Origin of the sequence: Anaeromyxobacter sp. Fw109-5, assembly GCF_000017505.1 — a bacterium.
In the GTDB taxonomy this organism is placed as follows: Bacteria; Myxococcota; Myxococcia; order Myxococcales; family Anaeromyxobacteraceae; genus Anaeromyxobacter.
Map to the genome: position 1 here is coordinate 959,826 of NC_009675.1, position 21,087 is coordinate 980,912.

The following is a 21,087-nucleotide window of genomic DNA, read 5'->3' on the forward strand; positions in this document are numbered from 1 at the left end:
GATGAAGAGGATCCGCCTCGCCGCCCCGCTGCTGCTCCTCCTCGCCGCCTGCCCGCGGCTCGATCCGATGTGGGATCAGCCCAAGGTGAAGGCCTACCAGGCCAGCCCGCACTATCCGGACGGCCTGGCGATGCGCGCGCCGCCCGCCGGCACGGTGCCGCACCGCCCGCCCGTGCAGCCCGCCCTCGCGACGGGGCGCGGGCCGGACGGCGTGCCGCTGGCGGTGTCGCCGCTGCCGCCGTCCGCCGAGGTCCTGGCGCGCGGGCGCGCGAAGTTCGACGTCCACTGCGCCGTCTGCCACGGGGTCCTGGGCGACGGCGAGAGCCAGCTCGCGCTCAACATGTCGCTCCGCAAGCCGCCGTCGCTGCACGCCTACCGCGAGGTGGCGGACGGCTACATCTACCAGGTGATCACCGAGGGGTTCGGCCTCATGCCGTCGTACGCGGCGGAGCTGACGGTGCAGGAGCGGTGGGCGGTGGTCGCCTACGTGCGCGCGCTGCAGCTCTCGCAGAACGCCAGGCTGGAGCAGCTCCCGCCGGAGGCGCGCGAGCGCCTCGACCAGGAGACGCGATGACGCTCACCCCGTACCAGGGAGGCAGGCGGCTCATGGTCCCCGCGCTCGGCGCCGCGGTCGTCGGCCTGGGCCTCACCGGCGTCGGCGCCATCTTCGATCCGAAGCGGGCGCTGTTCGCCTACCTCGTCGCGTTCGTCTACTGGGTCGGCATCGCGCTCGGGGCGCTCATCCTGCTCGGCGCCTTCCACGCCTCGAACGCGCGCTGGCCGGTGGTGCTGCGCCGCTTCGTCGAGACCGTCCCCGCCACGCTGCCGCTGTTCGTGCTGCTGTTCGTGCCGATCGCGCTCGGGATGCGGCACCTCTTCGTGTGGGTGGCGCCGCCGGAGGGGCTCGATCCGGTGATGGCGCACGCCATCCACCACAAGCACCCGTACCTCAACAGCGGCTTCTTCCTCGCCCGGGCGGCGATCTACTTCCTCTTCTGGATCGTGGTCGCGCACCTGCTGCGGAGCTGGTCGCTCCGCCAGGACTCCGCCGGCGGCGTGACGCTCACGGTGTGGCAGCGCCGGCTGGGCGCGGGCTCCCTCCCGTTCCTCGCCCTCACGCTGTCGTTCGCGTCGTTCGACTGGATGATGTCGCTCGACCCGCGCTTCTTCTCGACCATCTTCGGCGTCTACTGGTTCGCGGGCAGCTTCATGGCCGCCTTCGCGGTCATCATCATCGCGAGCACCCTCACGCGCGGCGATCCCGCCGCGTTCGGCCACCACATGAACGCCGAGCACTTCCACTCGCTCGGGAAGTTCCTCCTCGCCTTCACGGCGTTCTGGGCCTACGTGGCCTTCTCGCAGTTCATGCTCATCTGGATCGCGAACGTGCCGGAGGAGGTGCCCTGGTACATCCTCCGCATCGACGGCGGGTGGAGGTGGGTGGGCGCGTTCCTGGCCGTGTTCCACTTCTTCGTCCCGTTCTTCCTGCTCCTCTCGCGCGACCTGAAGCGCAGCCCGCGGGCGCTCTCTCGCGTCGCGGCCTGGATGCTCCTCGTGCACTGGGTGGATCTCTACTGGCTCGTCATGCCGCACCTCCACCCGCAAGGCCCGCGGCCCTCGCTCTGGGACCTGACGGCGTTCGTGGGCGTGGGCGGCGCGGCCATCGCCTTCGGGATCTTCCGCATGCGCGGCACCCTCACGGTGCCGGTGCAGGATCCCTACCTCCAGGACTCGCTGAGGTACCTCCCGCAATGAACCCGCACACCGATCCCGTGCACGGCGCGCCGCACGCCGCGGGCCACGGCCACGACGTCCGGTCCGAGGAGGATCGGATCTCGAGCGGCAAGGTCGTGTCCGTCGGCGTCGCGTCGCTGGTGGTGTTCTTCCTCGCCTCCCTGGCCGCCGTGGGCTACCTGCGCCTGCGGCAGAGCGAGCACCCGAAGGCCCCGGTGCCGGCGGAGCTCGGCCAGTCGAAGATCGCGATGGTCGAGCAGGACGTGTTCGACCTGGCGGTGCGCGGGGCGCGCGACCGCGCCCGCAAGCGGGAGCGGCTCGGCTCGTACGGCTGGGTGGATCGCGAGGCGGGCGTGGCGCACATGCCCATCGAGCGGGCGATGGACCTGGTCGCCAAGGGCGTCCGGCCGCCGGCGGCGCCGCGGGGCGCCGAGGCGGCGCCGCCAGGGGCGCAGCCATGACGCGCCGCCTGGCCGCCCTCGCCGCGCTCCTCGCGCTCGCCGGGCCGCGCCCGGCCGCGGCGCAGTTCTGGACGCGCGAGCCGCCGAAGGGCCCGCCCACCGATCAGCCGCCGGCGGTGCTGCAGGACGTGGGGGTCGAGGAGCGGCTCGGCAACCGCGTGCCGCTCGAGCTCACCTTCACGGACTGGACGGGCCGTCCGTTCCGGCTCGGCGACGCCTTCGACGGCCACAAGCCGGTGGTGCTCACCCTCGTCTACTACGACTGCCCCATGCTCTGCGGCCTCATCCTCTCCGGCATGGCGAAGGCCATGCGCGAGAACGGCCTCGCGCTGGGCCGGGACTACGCCGCGGTGACCGTCTCGTTCGATCCGGAGGAGAAGCCGGCGCAGGCGGCGGAGCGCCGCCGCGGCTACCTCCAGTCGCTCGGCCGCGAGGACGAGGGACGCGAGTGGCCGTTCCTCGTGGGCACGGAGCAGGCCTCCCGCCAGCTCGCCGACGCGGTGGGCTTCCGCTACGCGTACGACCCGGCCACCAAGGAGTGGGCGCACATCGCGGCGATCTTCGTGCTCACGCCGGACGGTACGGTGTCGCGCTACCTCTACGGCATCGAGTATCCGCCGAAGGACTTCCGGCTCTCGGTCGTCGAGGCCGCGGACGGCAAGGTCGGCACCAGCTTCGACAAGTTCCTCCTCACCTGTTACCGCTACGACCCCGCGTCCCGGAAGTACGAGCCGTACGCGTGGGGCTTCGTGCGCGCCGGGGGCCTCGCGGTGCTCCTCGCGCTCTCGAGCCTCATCGGCGGGCTCGTCTGGCGGGAGCGCAGGGGGAAGGCGAGGCGCACGTCATGAACGAGCTCCTCCGCAGGCTCCTGTTCCTCCCGGAGCAGGCATCGGACTACGCCCGGCAGGTCGACGGGCTGCACTACTTCATCATCGCCACGACGATGATCGCGGCGGCGGGGGTGTTCCTCACCGCGATCTTCTTCTTCGTCCGCTACCGGCGGCGCACGGGCAGCGACGTGACGCCCCACGTCGCGCCGCGCGGGATCCACGAGGCGCTCTTCGTGGGCGTGCCCCTCGCGCTGTTCCTCGTGTGGTTCGCGATCGGCTTCCCCCAGTACGTGAAGCTCCAGCTGCCGCCCAAGGACGCGATGGACGTCTTCGTGCAGGGCAAGAAGTGGATGTGGAAGTTCGCCTACGCGGGCGGCCCGAGCTCGATCGACACGCTGCGGGTGCCGGCGGGCCGCCCGGTGCGGCTGCTCATCACCTCGCGAGACGTCATCCACTCGTTCTACGTGCCGGCGCTGCGCGTGAAGATGGACGCGCTGCCCGGGCGCTACACGCAGACCTGGTTCCAGGCCGAGAAGGCCGGCCGCTACGAGATCTTCTGCACGGAGTACTGCGGGCTCGGCCACTCCGCCATGCTGGGCGAGCTCGTGGTGATGCCGCAGGAGGAGTTCGACGTCTGGATCGCCGAGCAGCGCCGCGGCGCCGCCGCGGTGGCGCAGGACTCCTCGCCCTCCGGCGAGCGCGTGATGCCGGCGGCGAACATCGCCGAGGAGGGGCGCCGCGTCGCCTCCGAGCAGGGCTGCCTCAAGTGCCACAGCGTGGACGGCACCCGGCACATCGGGCCGACCTGGGTGGACCTCTACCTCCGCCAGGAGAGGCTGAAGGACGGCAAGACGATCGTCGCCGACGAGGCGTACCTCACGAAGTCGATGATGGACCCCGCCGCGGAGATCGTGGCCGGGTTCCAGAACGTCATGCCCACCTACCAGGGCAGGCTGTCGCCCCCCGAGGTGGCGGCGGTCGTCGAGTACATCAAGACCCTCAAGACGCAGGCGGTCCGCTCCGGCCCGTCGGAAGGCCCGGTCTATGAATCCATCCCTCGCCCGCAGTGAAGTCCCGGAGTGGAACCCCCGGAACTACCTGAACTCGCCCGCGACCGGCCTCAAGTCCTGGCTGCTCACGCAGGACCACAAGCGCATCGGGGTGATGTTCCTCGTCGCGACGACCATCTCGTTCGCGCTGGGCGGGTTCTTCGCGCTCCTCATCCGGCTCGAGCTGCTCACGCCCGGGCCGACGATCATGGACGCGATGACCTACAACCGCATGTTCACGCTCCACGGCGTGGTCATGATCTTCCTCTTCATGATCCCCGCCATCCCGAGCGGCTTCGGAAACTTCCTCCTGCCGATCATGATCGGCGCGAAGGACGTGGCGTTTCCCAAGCTGAACCTGCTCAGCTTCTACGTGTACCTGGCGGGCGCGGTGGTCGCGCTCTTCGGCATGGTGCAGGGCGGGGCGGACACCGGCTGGACGTTCTACACGCCGTACTCCACGACGACGATCACCAAGGTGGTGCCGGTGCTCCTCGGCGCGTTCATCCTGGGCTTCTCGTCGATCCTCACCGGGCTCAACTTCATCGTGACGACCCACACGATGCGCGCGCCCGGCATGGGCTGGACGCGCCTGCCGCTGTTCGTGTGGTCGATCTACGCGACCTCGGTCATCCAGATCCTCGCGACGCCGGTGCTCGGCATGTCGCTCCTGCTCGTCGCGGTCGAGCACGCGTTCGGCTGGGGCATCTTCGATCCCGCCCGCGGCGGGGACCCGGTGCTCTTCCAGCACTTCTTCTGGTTCTACTCGCACCCCGCCGTCTACATCATGGTGCTGCCGGCCATGGCGGTGATCTCGGAGGTGGTCTGCGCCTTCTCGCGCAAGAACATCTTCGGCTACAAGGCCGTCGCCTACTCGTCGCTCGGGATCGCGTTCGTGGGCTTCTTCACGTGGGGTCACCACATGTTCACGTCGGGGCAATCCGCCTTCAACGGCGGCGTCTTCGGCGTGCTCTCGATGTTCGTGGGCATCTTCACGGCCATCAAGGTCTTCAACTGGACCGCCACCCTCTACAAGGGCTCGATCTACTTCGCGACGCCGTTCGCGTACTTCGCCGGCTTCCTCTTCTTCCTCGTCTTCGGGGGGATGACCGGGATCGCGCTCGCGACGGTGTCGCTCGACGTGCACTGGCACGACACCTACTTCATCGTCGCCCACTTCCACTTCATCATGGTCGGCGCGACCGTGATGGCCTTCCTGGCCGCGCTCCACTACTGGTTCCCGAAGATCGCGGGGAAGCGGCTGCCGGAGGGGTGGGGCCTCGTCGCCGCGGTGATGATCATCCTCGGCTTCAACTTCACGTTCATCCCGCAGTTCCTGCTCGGGAACGAGGGGATGCCGCGCCGCTACTTCTCCTACCCGGAGAAGTTCTGGGCGCTGAACGTCGCCTCGACGGCCGGCGCGTCCGTCCTCGCGCTCGGCCTCGTCATCGTGCTCGTCTACACGCTCATCGCGCTGAAGTGGGGGCCGGTGGCGGGCGCGAACCCATGGAACTCCCGCGGCTTCGAGTGGGCCACGCCGTCGCCGCCGCCGCCCGAGAACTACGAGACCACGCCGGTCTACACGCACGGCCCGCACGAGTACGACACGCCGGACACCGAGCTCCCTCCGGCCGCCACTCCCGAGCCGAAGCATGCCAGCTGACACGACCTACCTCGCGCACCACTTCGAGAGCCTCGACAAGCAGACGCACGCCGCGCGGCTCGGCATGTGGCTCTTCCTCGCGACCGAGGTGCTGCTGTTCACCGCCCTCTTCGCCGGCTACGGCGTGTACCGCTTCCTGTACGCGGACGCGTTCCGGGTCGCGAGCCGGGGCCTCGCGACCTGGATCGGCGTGGTGAACACCATCGTGCTGGTGACGAGCTCGTTCACGGTGGCGATGGGGCTCGACCGCCAGACCCGCGGCGACGGGCGCGGGACGCGGCTGCTGTTCGCCGTCTCGTTCCTGCTCGCGGTCGTGTTCCTCGGCTTCAAGGCGGTGGAGTACTCGCACCACTTCCACGCCGGGGAGCTGCCGGGGCGCTTCTACACGAGCGAGCACGCGCAGGGGCCGGGCGGGCCCATCTTCTACGCCCTCTACTTCCTCATCACCGGGCTGCACGCGATCCACGTCGTCATCGGCATGACGGTCCTGGCCATCATCGGCTGGCGCGCCGGCAGCGGCGCCTACACGGCCGAGTACCACGTCCCGGTGGAGCTCGCCGGGCTGTACTGGCACCTCGTCGATCTCATCTGGATCTTCGTCTTCCCGCTCATCTACCTCATCTAGGAGGGCGTCCCGCATGGCCTCGCACGGCAACGGCAACGTCTCGCACGCCGAGCACGACCTCATGCACCACTCGCACGCGGGCCGGTACGTCGTGGTCTGGGGCGCGCTCCTCGCCCTCACCCTCGCCACGTACCTCCTCGCGAAGATCCACATCCCGGGCGGCTTCGGGATCGCGGTGGCCCTCGTGATCGCGACCGCGAAGGGCGCGCTCGTGGCGCTCTTCTTCATGCACCTGTGGGATCAGCGGGGCGCGAACCGGCTCGTGTTCGTCACCTCGCTCGTGTTCGTGGCGCTGCTCATCGGCCTCACCGTCGCGGACTACGCCACGCGCTTCCCGCTGGCGAACCCGCCCGGCAGCGAGGGCGCGCTCCCCGCGAGCGACTACTCGCCCCCGCCGGCGTCGCGGACGCACTGAGGCTCCGCCCGGCGCGCGGGGCAGGTTCGCCTGCGTACGGACTCCGCGCACCCAGGCGCCTGGCGCCCGTCGGGGCGCCCGCGATCCGCGACGCCGCCGTTCGAGGCTCCCCGCGTGCGCGCAGCGCTGAAAAGGCGAGGGCGCGTGCGCCTCGACGTGCGTCGGGATATTCATCAAGGGCGGCGGGCCGTTGGCGGCGTGCGGGCCCTCGGACGGCCTGAGAAGCGAAGCGCAGGCCCGCAATTCCTGCACGAAAAAACGTGCGAAAGCCGGGTACGCCGCTTGCTACGCGTTCGGCCGGTTTCATGTCTCGAGATCGCATCCTCGTCATCGACGCGAACCCGCTGGAGGGTGCGTCGCTCAGGGCCGCCCTGTTCGAGCGCGGGTTCGACGCCGTCGAGGCGTCGACCGCCGACGGGGCGATCGCCCTCGTGCCGACGTTCGGCCCGGGGGCCGTCCTCGCCGACGCGACGCTCCCCGGCTGCGACGGCGCCGCCATGGTGGAGCGCCTGCGCGCCGTGCGCTCCGACGCGTCGGTGGTGGTGTCCACGCCGCCCGATCGGATCGACGCGGCCGTCGCTGCCATGCGGGCCGGAGCGGAGAGCTACCTGGTCCGGCCGCTCGATCCCGCGCAGACCGTGATCGTGGTCGAGAAGGCCCTCGAGCGCCGCCGGCTTCGCAGCGACCGCGCGGCGCTCCGGGAGCGCGTGCGCGAGCGGGCGGCGATCGTCGGCACCTCCCCCGAGCTGACCGCGCTCGTCGAGGTGCTCCGCCGGGTCGCGCCGACCAAGGCGACCGTCCTCGTGCAGGGGGAGGTCGGCGCCGGCAAGGCGCACGTCGCGCAGGCGCTGCACGAGGGCTCCCCGCGCCGCGACCACCCCTTCGTGCGGGTGAACTGCGCGGCCCGTTCGGAGGCGCTGCTGGAGGCCGAGCTGTTCGGGCACGAGGCGGGCGCGTTCGGCGACTCGGAGCAGCGTCGGCCCGGGCGGCTCGAGGAGGCGGATGGCGGCACGCTCTACCTCGACGAGGTGGGGCGCCTCCCCGCGTCGGTCCAGGTGAGGCTGCTGCGCGTGCTCCAGCAGGGCGAGCTGGAGCGCGTGGGCGGGCGAGAGACGATCCGGGTGGACGTGCGCGTGGTGGCCGGCACGCAGCGGGATCTCGCCGAGGAGATCCGCGCCGGCACCTTCCGCGACGACCTGTACTACCGCCTCAACGTGGTGTCGCTCGCGCTTCCGCCGCTCCGCGCGCGCAAGAGCGACATCCCCGCGCTCATCGCGCACCTCCTCGCGACGTCGCCGGCCGCGGCGGCGAAGCGCATCACGGGCGTGACGCCCGGCGCGCTGTCGGCGCTCTTCGGCTACGACTGGCCCGGCAACGTCCGGGAGCTCGCCTCGGTGGTGGAGCGCGCGGTCGCCGTCGCGCGCGGCACCGAGCTCGCCGCGGAGGATCTCTCGCCGGTGCTCCAGGGCGGGGGCGCCGAGGACGCGGGCGTCATGGCGCTCATCCCCGGCGCGTCGCTGTTCGAGATCGAGCGCGAGGCGATCCTGCGGACGCTCGAGCAGGTGGGCGGCTCCACCGCGCGCGCGGCCGAGATCCTCGGGGTCTCCGTCCGGAAGATCCAGTACCGGCTGAAGGAGTACCGGACGGGCGGCGCGCCCCACGACGCCGCGATCATCGCCCTCGACCTGCCGAGGCGCTGATCCCGCGCCCGCGCCCCGACGATCCCGCCGGCCGCTCGCCGCGGCGGTCGCCTGACGAACGGGCGCGCCCGGTGGAGGTGACCTCGATGAAGTCCGGTCACTATTTTCGGGAATGGCTTCGGAACGAATCGAATTCGGCAGCGTCCTGGAGAAGAAGGGCTCGGACGCCAAGCTCTGGCTCCTCATCATCCCCGCGATCGTGGCCGTCGTCGGCGTCGCCGGCTACGGCATCGCCCAGACCTCCAAGATCGGCGCGCTGGAACGTGACGCGCAGGCCGCGCGGCAGCAGGCGGCCGAGCTCCAGAAGACCGTCGAGCAGCGCGACAAGCTGCTCACGGAGGCGCGCGCCGACGAGACGGTCCAGCGCTCGGCCGGCGCGGCGGTCGCGCTGTTCTACGGCGTGAACCCCCGCGCGCACGAGAGCGGGGTGGCGTTCGCTCACCCGTCCGAGCACGCCGTCCGGGCCTACTTCTACGGGCTCACCGCGCCGCCCGAGGGGCAGGAGTACGTGGTCGCGGCGCGCACCAGGGGCGGGGAGGCCAAGGCGCTCGGCTCCGTGCTCCCCGGCAACGACGGCACCGGGTTCCTCCTCGCCAAGGACGTCCCCGAGGACACCGTGGCGGTCGAGCTCCTGCTGCGACCGCGCGGCGAGGAGCGCCTCGACGGCGCAGAGCCGCGCGTGTCGGCGAGCTACCCGGGCCAGGGCCAGCGCGGCGTCCTCACCGAGGCGCCCGCAGTCCAGGCGCGGCGCGGCCGCCCGACCCGCGGCTAGGGCTAGGGCGCGAGCGGCGCCAGGGGAGGCGCGGTCGCGCGCAGGGAGGTGAGACGCTCCCGGCGGCGGAGCTGGTCGGGGTTTCCACGCGAGCGGAGCGTCGGGCGAGGCGACCCCTGGGCGGCGCGATCTCCGTCGGGCGGATCGGGCGGGCGTGCGTGCGAGCGTCCACGGGGAGAGCACGCTTCCCGGGCATCCGACGCGCCGTTGCACGTCCGCCGAGCAACCGCTCAGCGCGCGTGCTCGATGAGCGGGCAGCAGCGCGCCCGGATCTCGTGCACGCCGCGAATGCGTGGCGGGCAGTCTTGACGGGCGCGGGTCCCGTTCGAGAAACTCGTTTCCTTGCTCGAGCAGCGGTTCTCCGCACCCGGTGCGTCCGGGTGCGCGGCGCGCCCCGGTTGAGCGGCGGCGGCGCACGGCGTGCAAACGCGAACTCCGATGATCCCGTCGAGCGGAGGCGCCGCGGCCGTCGCGGCGCGGAGGATTTTCAAAAAGTGAAGGGGAAGATGATCGAGACAGGCTATCCCGGGAAGCAGGGCCTCTATGACCCGCAGTACGAGCACGACGCCTGCGGGTTCGGGTTCGTCGCCGACATCAAGGGCCGCGCCTCCCACGACATCCTCTCCAAGGCGCTCCAGGTGCTCGTCAACCTGGAGCACCGCGGCGCCGTGGGCGCCGAGAAGAACACGGGCGACGGGGCGGGCATCCTGTTCCAGCTCCCGCACGCCTTCCTCGCGGCGGAGAGCGAGAAGGTCGGGCGCCGCCTGCCGCGGCCGGGCCACTACGCGGCGGGCATGGTGTTCCTGCCGCCGAACGAGGCCGGCCGCGCCGAGTGCGCTCGCATCTTCGAGGCGGTGGTGCGCGAGGAGGGGCAGCAGGTGCTCGGCTGGCGGGACGTGCCCGTCGACGGCGGCACCCTCGGTCCCACCGCGCAGGCCAGCCAGCCGGTGATCCGGCAGATCCTGGTCGGGCGTGGCCCGGACTGCCCGGACGCGATGAGCTTCGAGCGGAAGCTCTACGTGATCCGGCGCCTCGTGGAGAAGAAGGTCTCGCGCTCGGCCATCCCCGGGCGGACGCACTTCTACGTGCCGTCGCTGTCCCACAAGACCATCGTCTACAAGGGCATGCTGAACGCGCCGCAGCTCCGCGCGTTCTACCCGGACCTGTCGCACCCGGCGCTCGTCACCGCGATCGCGATGGTCCACTCCCGCTTCTCGACGAACACCTTCCCGTCCTGGTCGCGGGCGCACCCGTACCGCTACATCTCGCACAACGGCGAGATCAACACGCTGCGCGGCAACATCAACTGGATGCACGCGCGGCAGTCGATGATGCGCTCGTCGCTGTTCGGCGAGGACATGCAGAAGATCCTCACCGTGGTCGACAGCGAGGGCTCCGACTCGGCGATGTTCGACAACGTGCTCGAGCTGCTCACGCTCTCCGGGCGCGAGCTGCCCCACGCGATGATGATGATGGTGCCGGAGCCGTGGAACCGGCACGAGTCGATGACCGCGGCGAGGCGCGCGTTCTACGAGTTCCACTCCTGCCTGATGGAGCCGTGGGACGGCCCGGCCTCCATCGCCTTCACGGACGGCGTCCGCGTCGGGGCGGTCCTCGACCGCAACGGCCTGCGCCCCTCGCGCTACTACGTCACGAAGGACGACCTCGTCGTGATGGCGTCGGAGGTGGGCGTCCTCGACCTCCCCGCCGAGCGGATCCTGCGCAAGGGCCGGCTGCAGCCGGGGCGCATGTTCCTCGTCGACACGTCCGAGGGCCGCATCGTCGCCGACGAGGAGCTGAAGGAGCGCATCGCCAAGCAGCACCCTTACCGCGAGTGGATCGAGCGCTACGCCGTGCGGCTCGACGAGCTGCCCCGGCCGGAGCGGGTGATCGAGCCCGACCACGAGACGGTGCTGCGGCGGCAGGAGGTCTTCGGCTACACCGCCGAGGACGTGAAGATGCTCATCACGCCCATGGCGATCGAGGGCACCGAGCCCATCGGCTCCATGGGCAACGACGCGCCGCTCGCGGTGCTGTCGGAGAAGCCCCAGCCGCTCTTCGCCTACTTCAAGCAGCTCTTCGCGCAGGTGACGAACCCGCCGGTCGACGCCATCCGCGAGGAGATCATCATGGCGGTCGAGACCGCCGTGGGGCCGGAGGGGAACCTCCTCGAGCCGGGGCCGGACGCCTGCCGGCAGCTGTCGCTCCCCACGCCGGTGCTGCGTAACGAGGAGCTCGAGAAGATCCGCGGCCTCGACGGCGGCCAGGCCTCGAAGGGGCTCCGCGCCATCACGCTGCCCATCCTCTTCCGCGCGAAGGACGGCGGCGCCGGGCTGCGCAAGGCGCTCGAGGACCTGCGCTTCAAGGCCTCGGAGTGCATCGCCGAGGGCTACAACATCATCGTCCTGTCGGACCGCGGCCACGACGCCGAGGACGCCCCCATCCCCTCGCTCCTGGCCGTCGCCGCGGTGCACCACCACCTCATCCGCGAGGGCACCCGCACCCGCATCGGGCTCGTGCTCGAGTCCGGCGAGCCGCGCGAGGTGCACCACTTCGCGCTGCTCGTGGCCTACGGCGCGTCCGCGGTGAACCCCTACCTCGCCTTCGAGACCATCCACGATCAGGTGAAGCTCGGGCTCATCTCCGGGACCGGCGCCGACGCCGAGAAGAAGTACGTGAAGGCGGTGAGCAAGGGGATCGTGAAGGTGATCTCCAAGATGGGGATCTCCACGATCCAGAGCTACCACGGCGCCCAGGTGTTCGAGGCGGTGGGCCTGAACCAGGACTTCATCGACGAGTACTTCACCTGGACGGCGACGCGGGTCGGCGGCGTCGGCATCGACGTCGTCGCGAAGGAGGCGCGGCTCCGCAACGAGCGCGGCTTCCCGCCCAAGCGGCCCATCTACCACACGAGCCTCCCCGCCGGCGGCCAGTACAAGTGGCGCGCCACGGGCGAGCACCACCTCTTCAACCCGGAGACGGTGCACAAGCTCCAGTTCGCGTGCCGCTCGGGGAGCTACTCGCTCTTCAAGGAGTACACGGCGCTCGTCGACCACCAGGCGCGCAACCTGAACACGCTGCGCGGCCTCATGGACCTCGTGCCCGGTCCGAAGCCGGTCCCCATCGACGAGGTCGAGCCGGTGGAGTCCATCATGCGCCGCTTCAAGACCGGCGCCATGAGCTACGGCTCCATCTCCCAGGAGGCGCACGAGGCGCTCGCCGTCGCGATGAACCGCATCGGCGGCAAGTCGAACACCGGCGAGGGCGGCGAGGACCCGGCGCGCTACGAGCGGTCGCCGGGCGGCGACTCGAAGAACAGCGCCATCAAGCAGGTCGCCTCGGGGCGGTTCGGCGTCACGAGCCAGTACCTCGTGAACGCCCGCGAGCTGCAGATCAAGATGGCCCAGGGCGCGAAGCCGGGCGAGGGCGGCCAGCTCCCCGGCTCCAAGGTCTACCCGTGGATCGCGAAGGTGCGCCACGCCACCCCGGGCGTGGGGCTCATCTCGCCCCCCCCGCACCACGACATCTACTCGATCGAGGACCTCGCCCAGCTCATCCACGATCTCAAGAACGCGAACCACCGCGCGCGCGTGTCGGTGAAGCTCGTGGCGGAGGTCGGCGTCGGCACCATCGCCGCGGGCGTCGCGAAGGCCCACGCCGACGTGGTGCTCATCTCGGGGCACGACGGCGGCACCGGCGCCTCGCCGCTCACCTCCATCAAGCACGCGGGCATCCCCTGGGAGCTCGGCCTCGCCGAGACGCACCAGGTGCTCGTGATGAACGACCTCCGCTCGCGCATCGTGGTGGAGGTGGACGGTCAGCTGAAGACCGGCCGCGACGTCGTCGTCGGCGCGCTCCTCGGCGCCGAGGAGTTCGGCTTCGCCACCGCGCCGCTCGTGGTCCTCGGCTGCGTGATGATGCGCGCCTGCCACCTGAACACCTGCCCGGTGGGCGTGGCGACGCAGGACCCCAAGCTCCGCGCCAAGTTCACCGGAGATCCGGGCCACGTCGTCACCTTCATGCGCTTCGTCGCCCAGGAGGTCCGCGAGATCATGGCCGAGCTCGGCTACCGCACCATCGACGAGATGGTCGGCCGGTCCGAGCGCATCGAGATGCGGCGCGCGGTGGACCACTGGAAGGCCCGCAACCTCGACTTCGGCCGGATCCTGTTCAAGCCCACCGTCCCGAGGAGCTACGGGCGCACCTGCCAGATCCCGCAGGACCACGGCATCGAGCAGACGCTCGACGCGACCACGCTCCTCGACCTGGCGCGCCCCGCCCTGGAGGAGGGGAAGCCGGTGCGCGCGACGCTGCCGATCCGGAACACCATGCGGGTCGTCGGCACGATGACGGGCAGCGAGGTGACCCGCCGGTACGGCGCGGCCGGTCTGCCCGAGGACACCATCCAGCTCCACTTCAGGGGCTCGGCGGGCCAGTCCTTCGGCGCGTTCGTCCCGCGGGGCATGACCCTCGTCCTGGAGGGCGACTCGAACGACTACGTCGGCAAGGGGCTCTCGGGCGGCAAGATCGTCGTCCATCCCCCGCGCGACGCGACCTTCGTCCCGGAGGAGAACATCATCATCGGCAACGTCGCCTTCTACGGGGCGACCGGCGGCGAGGCGTACGTCCGCGGCCTCGCCGGCGAGCGGTTCTGCGTGCGCAACTCCGGCCTGCACGCCGTGGTGGAGGGCGTCGGCGATCACGGCTGCGAGTACATGACCGGCGGCCGGGTGGTGGTGCTCGGGCCCACCGGGCGCAACTTCGCCGCCGGCATGTCGGGCGGCGTCGCGTACGTCCTCGACCAGGACGGCCAGTTCGCCACCCGCTGCAACAGGCAGATGGTCGGCCTCGCGCGCCTCGAGGACGTGGAGGAGATCGCGGCGGTCAAGGCGATGATCGAGAAGCACGTGCAGTGGACCGACAGCGGCCACGCGCGCCGCCTGCTCGAGCGCTGGTCCGACACCGTGCCGCGCATCGTGCGCGTCCTGCCGAACGACTACCGGCGCGTGGTCGAGGCGCAGGCGAGGATGCGGGAGAAGGGCCTCACCGCCGAGGAGGCGGAGATGGCCGCGTTCGAGGAGAACGCGCGCGACGAGGCGCGCGTCGGCGGGAACTAGGAACCCTTCGACTTCGGGCGCGCCGGGAGCCGGCGCGCCTACGCTCAGGGTGAACGGAAAAGCATGGGAAAGCCCACCGGATTCATGGAGTACCCGCGCGAGCCGAAGCACGATCGGCCGCCGCTCGAACGCATCAGGGACTGGAGCGAGGCCCACCCGCCGTACGGGGAGGACACCCTCCGCGCGCAGGGCGCCCGCTGCATGGACTGCGGCATCCCGTTCTGCCACACGGGGACGCTCATCGCCGGCATGGCCGCGGGGTGCCCGGTCAACAACCTCATCCCCGAGTGGAACGACCTCGTCTACCGCGGCCAGTGGCAGGAGGCGTACATCCGGCTCGCCAAGACGAACAACTTCCCGGAGTTCACGGGGCGCGTGTGTCCTGCGCCGTGCGAGGGGAGCTGCACGCTCGGCATCGACGAGCCGCCCGTCACCATCAAGCTCATCGAGTCGGAGATCATCGACCGCGCGTTCGCCGAGGGGTGGGTGGTCCCGCAGCCGCCCGCGGTGCGGACGGGCAAGCGCGTCGCGATCGTGGGCTCCGGCCCCGCCGGGCTCGCCGCCGCGCAGCAGCTCAACAGGGCTGGCCACACCGTCACCGTGTTCGAGCGGGCCGATCGCGCCGGCGGGCTCCTCATGTACGGGATCCCGAACATGAAGCTCGACAAGGGCGTGGTCGAGCGGCGGGTGCAGCTCATCGCCGACGAGGGCGTGCGCTTCGTCACCGAGACGGAGATCGGCAAGCACATCCCGGCGCAGCGGCTGCTCAAGGACTTCGACGCCGTGGTGCTCGCCGGCGGCGCCACGCAGGCGCGCGACCTGCCCGTCGAGGGGCGCGAGCTGCAGGGCATCCACCTCGCCATGGAGTTCCTGCACGCGAACACGAAGTCGCTGCTCGACTCCCGCCACGCGGACGGGCGGTTCGTCTCGGCGAAGGGCCACGACGTGGTGGTCATCGGGGGCGGAGACACCGGGACCGACTGCGTCGGCACCGCCATCCGCCACGGCGCGCGGAGCGTCGTCCAGCTCGAGATCCTCCCCCAGCCGCCCCTCGAGCGCGCGGCGGACAACCCGTGGCCGCAGTGGCCCAAGGTCCTCAAGGTGGACTACGGCCAGGAGGAGGCGAAGGCGCTGTGGGGGAACGATCCCCGGCGCTGGCGCGTGCTCACGAAGCGCTTCGTGGGCGACGCCGAGGGCCGCGTGAAGGAGCTGCACGTCGTGGACGTCGAGTGGGCGAAGGGCCCGGACGGACGCTTCGGGCCGAGGGAGCTCCCCGGCTCGGAGCGCGTCATCCCGGCGAACCTGGTCCTCCTCGCGCTCGGCTTCGTGGGGCCCGAGAAGCCCATGCTCAAGCAGCTCGGCGTGAAGCTCGACGACCGCGGCAACGTCTGGACGGACGAGGCCAAGATGACGAGCGTGCCGGGGGTGTTCGCGGCGGGTGACATGAGCCGCGGGCAGTCGCTGGTGGTGTGGGCGATCCGCGAGGGGCGGGAGGCCGCGCAGTCGGTGGACCGGTACCTCTCCTACGGAGAGACCGTCCTCCCTCCCTAGCCCCGCCGGCGAGCGAGCGTCAGCGCGATCCCGCACAGGATCGCGGCCGCCGAGAGGACGAGCCGCGCCGTGACGTGCTCGCCGAGCAGCGCCACGCCGCCGGCGGCCGCGAGCACGGGCACCGCGAGCTGGAAGGCGGCGGCGCGCGTGGCGCCGAGCGCCGGCACGACGGCGTACCAGAGCGTGTAGCCGCCGCCGGACGCGAGCGCGCCCGAGGCGACGGCGAGCACGGCGCCGGCCGCGGTGAGCCGCGCCTCCGAGGCCAGGAGGTGCGCCGCCGCGAGCGGCGCGGCGAGCGCCGTCGCGCGGACGAAGTTGTCGGCGGTCGTCGCGAGCGGATCGCGGGCCGACCGCCCGCGCAGCGAGTAGACGCCCCACGCCGCTCCCGCGAGGACCATGGAGGCGGCCGCGGGGACGGTCGCCCCGTGCGCGCCGGGGCGCGTCAGGGCCGCGAGGCCGCCGAGCGCGAGCGCGATGCCGAGCCACTGGGGCCTCGTCGGGCGGGCGCCCTGCGCGACGGCGACGCCGATCATGGTGACCTGCACGGCGGCGAAGAGCAGCAGCGCGCCCGTGCCGGTGGGGACGTGCACGTAGGAGAGGGAGAACGCCGCCGCGTAGACGAGGAGGGCCGCGGCCGAGGCCCAGCTCCCGCCGCCGCGCCGCCGGCGGCCGGCCGCCGCGGCGAGCACCGCCAGGAACGCCGCCCCGGACGCGATCCGGATGGCCGTGAAGCTCGCCGGGTCCGCGCGCCCGCCGCGGAGCGCGGCGCGCGCGAGGAGCGAGTTCGCCGCGAAGCAGACGAGCGCCGCGGCGGCGAGGAGGGCGGTGGCCGCGCGCGATCGCGGCGCGGGGAGCGCCGGCATCGTCCTCACCTGGCCGTGAAGTACACCCGCGCGCCCTTCTCCCGCCCCGCGCGCTCGCCGCCCTGCGTCAGGAAGAGCCGGGCCTGATCGACCCCCGCCGCGAGGAGCACCTCCCTGGCGCGCTGCGCCCGCTCGGCGGCGAGCGAGCGGTAGGCGTCGAGCGGCACCTCCTCGGCGGCCGCGAGGCGCTCCTCCATCTCCTGCTGCGAGGGCTGCGGGGGCGCGGCCTCGCCCGGCTTGCGCCCGGCCGGCGGGAAGGCGGCGGCGTGCGCGGCGCGCACGAGGCGGCCGCGCTCGTCCGCCGTCAGCGTCACCTCGTCCAGCGACGGCGGCGGCGGTCGCATCGCCGCGGCCTTCGCGCGCCGGAGCGAGCGCTCCAGCGCGGCGCGCCGCAGGGCGGGGCCGTCCTGCTCGGGATCGGCCGAGCCCTCCAGCTCGAGCCCGAGCGCGGGCCGCTCCGCGAGCGATCGCGCGAGCATCCCGAGCCGCTCCCCCGCGGCCGGGGCGTCCGCGGTCCCCGGCGTGAACTCCAGGAGCGAGAGGTCGGCGGAGTCGCCTCCTGCGAGCGCGGCCAGCGCGCTGAACGGCGAGGCCGCCACCTTCACGAGCACGTTCAGGACCGTCCGCCAGATCACCTTGCCGAGGTGGAACTCGGGGTCGTCGAGGTCCCCCTCGACCGGGACGTCCAGGAGGATGACGCCGTTCCGATCCTGGAGCAGCGCGAGCGCGAGCCGCACCGGGATCTTCGTCGCGTCGGGGCTGTTCGTCGCCTCGCCGAGCGTGAACTGGTTCACCTTCACGACGTTCGTCGAGGTGAGCTTCCGGCGCTCGATCGTGTAGCGGAGATCGAGGTCGAGCTTGCCCTTCTGGATGCCGTAGCCGAGGAACTTCCCGGCGTACGTGCCGAGCGGCGACAGATCGACGCCCTGGGAGGCCACCGTGAGCTGCGTGTAGGCCTCCTTCTGGAGCGGGTTGAGCGTTCCCGCGACGCGCACGGGCGACGCGCCCTCGACCTGGAGCTTCACGTCCACGGTCGACCGCACCCTGGGATCGGAGGACAGCCTCGTCACGCTCGCGTCGGCGCCGGTGACGTTCACGAGCGCGGGCGGGCTCACCGAGCGATCGACGAACGAGGCGCGGCCCCGCACCACCTGGACGGCGCCGATCGCGGTCCGCCACTCGGGCGCGGCGGCCGCGCGGGCCGGCGCCGCGGGCCTCGCGGGCGGGGGCGGGGCGCGCAGCGCGCGCTCGAAGCTCGTCGCGCCGTCCTCCCAGAGGTAGGCCTTGACCCGCGGCTCCACGAGCCGGACGAGCCGCACCGACGCGCGCGGCGGCGTGGACGCGGCGTCGATCCCGCTCACCTCGAGGGCGCGCCAGCGGAGCAGGTCCTCGTTGCCCCGCTCCGCGACGGAGAGCCCGTCGAGGCGCACGTCGCCGGCGAACTTCCAGCGCGGCGCCTCGCCGGACGCGTCGAGCTCGACCCTGGCCTTCGCCCCGGCGCGGCCGCCGGTGAGCCGCGCCGTGACGTCGGGCTCGAGGTACGGCTGGAGCGGCGCGAGGTCGAGATCGACGGCGTCGAGCTCGAGCGTCCCCTTGCTCGCGAACGGCTGCACCGGTCCCTTCACGGACAGCCGCCCGCGTCCGTTCCAGACGAGCGACAGCGCGAGGGGCCAGGTGGCGTCGACGTCGGGCCGGAGCTGCTCGAGCCGGAGCTGCACCTCGGTGAGCGGCAGCACGACCGGCCGGGCCGGGGTGCGGTCCTCGAGCTCCACGGCGAGGCCGGTGACCGCCAGCGCGCCGACCGACCACCTCCACGGGCTGGGCGGGGACGGCGGCGGGGCCATCCGCTCGAGCTCGAGCTCGCCGCCGGGCTCGCGCAGCACGCGCACGCGGCCGCCGCGGAGCGCGACCGCGGCGACCTTGGCGCGCTGCGCGAGCGCGTCCACGTCGATCCCGGTCACCTCGATGCGCGAGAGCTTCACGGCCGGGTCGGGCACGCCGCGCGGCCCCATGGCGAGCCGGTCCACCGTCAGCCTGCCGCCCGCGAGCGCGAGCACGCGCCGGGCGGCGCCCCACTCCAGCTCGTACCGCGTCTCGAAGTCGAGGCGCCCGTCGTGCAGGTCGGCGGGGAGCTGGTCCTGGAGGTAGGGCGCGTACTTGGGGAGCTGGATCCCCTCGAACGCGAGCGTCCCCGCGGAACGGAGCGGCTCCGTGCGGACCGTGCCCGTCCAGCGGAAGGTCTCGCCGGACTCGGTCGTGCCCGCGAACGCGTAGGGGCTGTCGCCGCCGCCCCTCGTGCGGAAGGACTCGAGCCGGACGGTGAGCGGCCCGAGGAGGGTGTCGAACGCCGGGCGGCGGGTCGCGTCGCGGAACGTCACGCTCGCCTCCTCCACCGCGAGCCTCCCGATGGAGACCCGCGGTCCGCCCTGCGCTTCTCCGGGCGGCGGCGGCGCGGCCGCAGGCTGCCCCTCGGGCTCGAGCAGGTCCTGGAAGGTCAGCGCGCCGTCGGCGGCGAGGCCGACGTGCAGGGAGGGCCTCACGAGCCGGATCTCCGCGAGGCCGAGCTCGCCGAGGACGAGCCGGTGCGGGGCCAGCCGGACGTAGAGGGACTCCCAGCCGGCGAACGGCGCGCCGTCGCGGTGCTTCACGGCGAGCCCCTCGATGGTGAGCGACAGGGCGAGCGGGTTCACGCGGACCTTCGCGACGGTGACGTCGCGGTGGAGCGCGGCCGAGCCCTCCTTCACGAGGACGCGCCGGAGGAGGGCGGGCGCGGCGAGGAAGCCGAGCGCGGTGTAGACGGCGAAGAGCGCGAGGAGGGTGACGGCGACGCGGACGAGCCGCCGCTTCCGCGGCGGTGTGGGCGTGGGGGCGGCCATGGGCACCTTTAACCACCAGGTGCCCATGGCGCGCAACGGGCGCCCCCCAGGGTGCGCACCCGGCCGGCGAGGGGCTCGCGCCGATCAGGCCGCGGCGCCGCGCTTCGGGAACAGGTGCGCCCACCGAGCGGCGCCCTCGCGCGAGGCGCCGGGGCGGCGCGTGACGACCGGCAGGATCGCCGCCACGAGCAGCATCGCGGCGATCACCGGCAGGGCGCCGGAGAACGAGCCGGTCAGGTCCTTCACCAGCGACACGAAGATCGGACCGACCACCCCGCCCACGCCCCAGGCCAGCAGGATCCACCCGTAGTTCACGCCCATGTACTTCGTGCCGAAGTAGTCGGCGGTGAACGACGGCATCGTCCCGAACCCGCCGCCGTAGCCGAGCAGCACGACCGCGAAGAGGACGGAGACCACGGGCAGCGAGTGGACGCCCCCGACGAGGAAGAAGATCACGGCCTGCGAGCCGTAGATGAGGAGGTACGCGGCGTTCCGGCCGATGCGGTCCGAGACGGCGCCCCAGAAGAACCGGCCGAGCCCGTTGAAGAGGGCGATGAACCCGTAGACCGCGAGCGCCGCCTCGGGCGCGGTCCCGGTGAGCTCGCGCATGATCGGCACGGCGTTCGAGATGAACAGGATGCCGGCGGTGACGTTCAGGAAGAGCATCGCCCAGAGCGCCCAGAACTGGGGCGTGCGAAGCGCCTCGGAGGGCGCGTAGTCGCGGGCCACGCGCGAGGGGGCCGTCGCCGGCGCCGCGCCCGGCACCGCGCCTTGGGCGGGCGGGTCTCGCAGCGCGAGCGCGCAGAGCCCGCCCAGCGCCGCGAAGACGACCCCGGACCAGACGAAGGTCCGCATGACGGTGCTCACCGCCTCCGGGGAGAGCGCCCGGCCGCCGCCCGCCGCGACGACGGCCGCCGCCTCGCGGGACGCCGCCGCGAACGCGGGGATCGCCTTCAGGACGTTGTTGTAGAAGAACGCGCCGAGCCCGAAGCCCATCACGACCATGCCGCTGCCGAGCCCGCGCCGATCGGGGAACCACTTCGTCACCGCGGCGACCGGCGTGACGTACCCGAGCCCGAGCCCGAGCCCGCCGATCACCCCGTACGTCGCGTAGAGCCACGGCGCTCCCAGGCCAGGGGTGCCGAGCCCCGCGAGCACGTTGCCGAGCCCCCACAGGAGGAGGCCCGTCACCGCCACCTGCCGCGGTCCCCGGGCGTCCTGCCAACGCCCGCCGACGACCGCGCCGATCCCGAGGAACAGGATCGCGAGGGAGAAGCTCCAGGTGGTGGTGGTGTTCGACCAGCCGAAGGCCGCGATGAGCGGCTGCGTGAAGAGGCTCCAGGAGTAGACGGTCCCGAGGCACGCCATCGCCACCGTCCCCGCCGCGGCGATGAGCCAGCGATTCGAAGCCATCAGGACCTCCCGCCGCGC

General features: G+C 72.4%; 15 protein-coding genes. 12 read left to right on the forward strand and 3 right to left on the reverse strand.

What is annotated here, in order from left to right; translation table 11 throughout:
* Position 1: 1 nt before the first annotated feature.
* From ANAE109_RS04320 to ANAE109_RS04375, 12 genes are all read left to right on the forward strand, one after another.
* On the forward strand, positions 2-574 hold the full coding sequence (locus tag ANAE109_RS04320; RefSeq protein ID WP_011985161.1) for a cytochrome c: 573 nt from the start codon (positions 2-4) through the stop codon (positions 572-574).
* Complete coding sequence (locus tag ANAE109_RS04325; RefSeq protein ID WP_011985162.1) at positions 571-1,755, forward strand: hypothetical protein; 1,185 nt, start codon at positions 571-573, stop codon at positions 1,753-1,755. The genes ANAE109_RS04320 and ANAE109_RS04325 overlap by 4 nt, the downstream gene beginning before the upstream one ends.
* Positions 1,752-2,195, forward strand: coding sequence for a hypothetical protein (locus tag ANAE109_RS04330; RefSeq protein ID WP_011985163.1), 444 nt, complete (start codon positions 1,752-1,754; stop codon positions 2,193-2,195). The genes ANAE109_RS04325 and ANAE109_RS04330 overlap by 4 nt, the downstream gene beginning before the upstream one ends.
* A complete protein-coding gene (locus ANAE109_RS04335) occupies positions 2,192-3,043 on the forward strand; it encodes an SCO family protein (protein WP_011985164.1) in 852 nt (283 codons plus the stop codon). The genes ANAE109_RS04330 and ANAE109_RS04335 overlap by 4 nt, the downstream gene beginning before the upstream one ends.
* Positions 3,040-4,095: a cytochrome c oxidase subunit II gene (gene coxB, locus ANAE109_RS04340; RefSeq protein ID WP_011985165.1), complete on the forward strand. Its 1,056-nt coding sequence runs from the start codon at positions 3,040-3,042 to the stop codon at positions 4,093-4,095. Before ANAE109_RS04335 ends, coxB begins: the two co-directional genes overlap by 4 nt.
* The gene (locus ANAE109_RS04345; RefSeq protein WP_011985166.1) at positions 4,070-5,737 is read left to right on the forward strand and encodes a cbb3-type cytochrome c oxidase subunit I; all 1,668 of its coding nucleotides are present in this window, start codon (positions 4,070-4,072) and stop codon (positions 5,735-5,737) included. The genes coxB and ANAE109_RS04345 overlap by 26 nt, the downstream gene beginning before the upstream one ends.
* A complete protein-coding gene (locus ANAE109_RS04350) occupies positions 5,727-6,362 on the forward strand; it encodes a cytochrome c oxidase subunit 3 family protein (protein ID WP_011985167.1) in 636 nt (211 codons plus the stop codon). Before ANAE109_RS04345 ends, ANAE109_RS04350 begins: the two co-directional genes overlap by 11 nt.
* A gap of 13 nt (positions 6,363-6,375) precedes the next feature.
* A complete protein-coding gene (locus ANAE109_RS04355; protein ID WP_011985168.1) occupies positions 6,376-6,777 on the forward strand; it encodes a cytochrome C oxidase subunit IV family protein in 402 nt (133 codons plus the stop codon).
* 305 nt (positions 6,778-7,082) lie between these two features.
* A complete protein-coding gene (locus tag ANAE109_RS04360; RefSeq protein ID WP_011985169.1) occupies positions 7,083-8,477 on the forward strand; it encodes a sigma-54 dependent transcriptional regulator in 1,395 nt (464 codons plus the stop codon).
* Positions 8,478-8,589: 112 nt separating this feature from the next.
* A complete protein-coding gene (locus tag ANAE109_RS04365; protein ID WP_011985170.1) occupies positions 8,590-9,249 on the forward strand; it encodes a hypothetical protein in 660 nt (219 codons plus the stop codon).
* Between the two features lie 506 nt (positions 9,250-9,755).
* A complete protein-coding gene (gene gltB, locus ANAE109_RS04370; protein WP_041448827.1) occupies positions 9,756-14,366 on the forward strand; it encodes a glutamate synthase large subunit in 4,611 nt (1,536 codons plus the stop codon).
* A gap of 63 nt (positions 14,367-14,429) precedes the next feature.
* Positions 14,430-15,917: a glutamate synthase subunit beta gene (locus tag ANAE109_RS04375; RefSeq protein ID WP_011985172.1), complete on the forward strand. Its 1,488-nt coding sequence runs from the start codon at positions 14,430-14,432 to the stop codon at positions 15,915-15,917.
* Here ANAE109_RS04375 and ANAE109_RS04380 read toward each other — a convergent pair.
* From ANAE109_RS04380 to ANAE109_RS04390, 3 genes are all read right to left on the reverse strand, one after another.
* On the reverse strand, positions 15,914-16,780 hold the full coding sequence (locus ANAE109_RS04380) for a DMT family transporter (RefSeq protein WP_011985173.1): 867 nt from the start codon (positions 16,778-16,780) through the stop codon (positions 15,914-15,916). The two genes, ANAE109_RS04375 and ANAE109_RS04380, sit on opposite strands and share 4 nt — an antisense overlap.
* A 5-nt stretch (positions 16,781-16,785) precedes the next feature.
* Entirely contained in the window at positions 16,786-19,656 is a 2,871-nt protein-coding gene (locus ANAE109_RS04385; protein WP_041448119.1) for a DUF748 domain-containing protein, read from the reverse strand.
* Positions 19,657-19,740: 84 nt separating this feature from the next.
* A complete protein-coding gene (locus ANAE109_RS04390) occupies positions 19,741-21,069 on the reverse strand; it encodes an OFA family MFS transporter (RefSeq protein WP_011985175.1) in 1,329 nt (442 codons plus the stop codon).
* Positions 21,070-21,087: the final 18 nt, after the last annotated feature.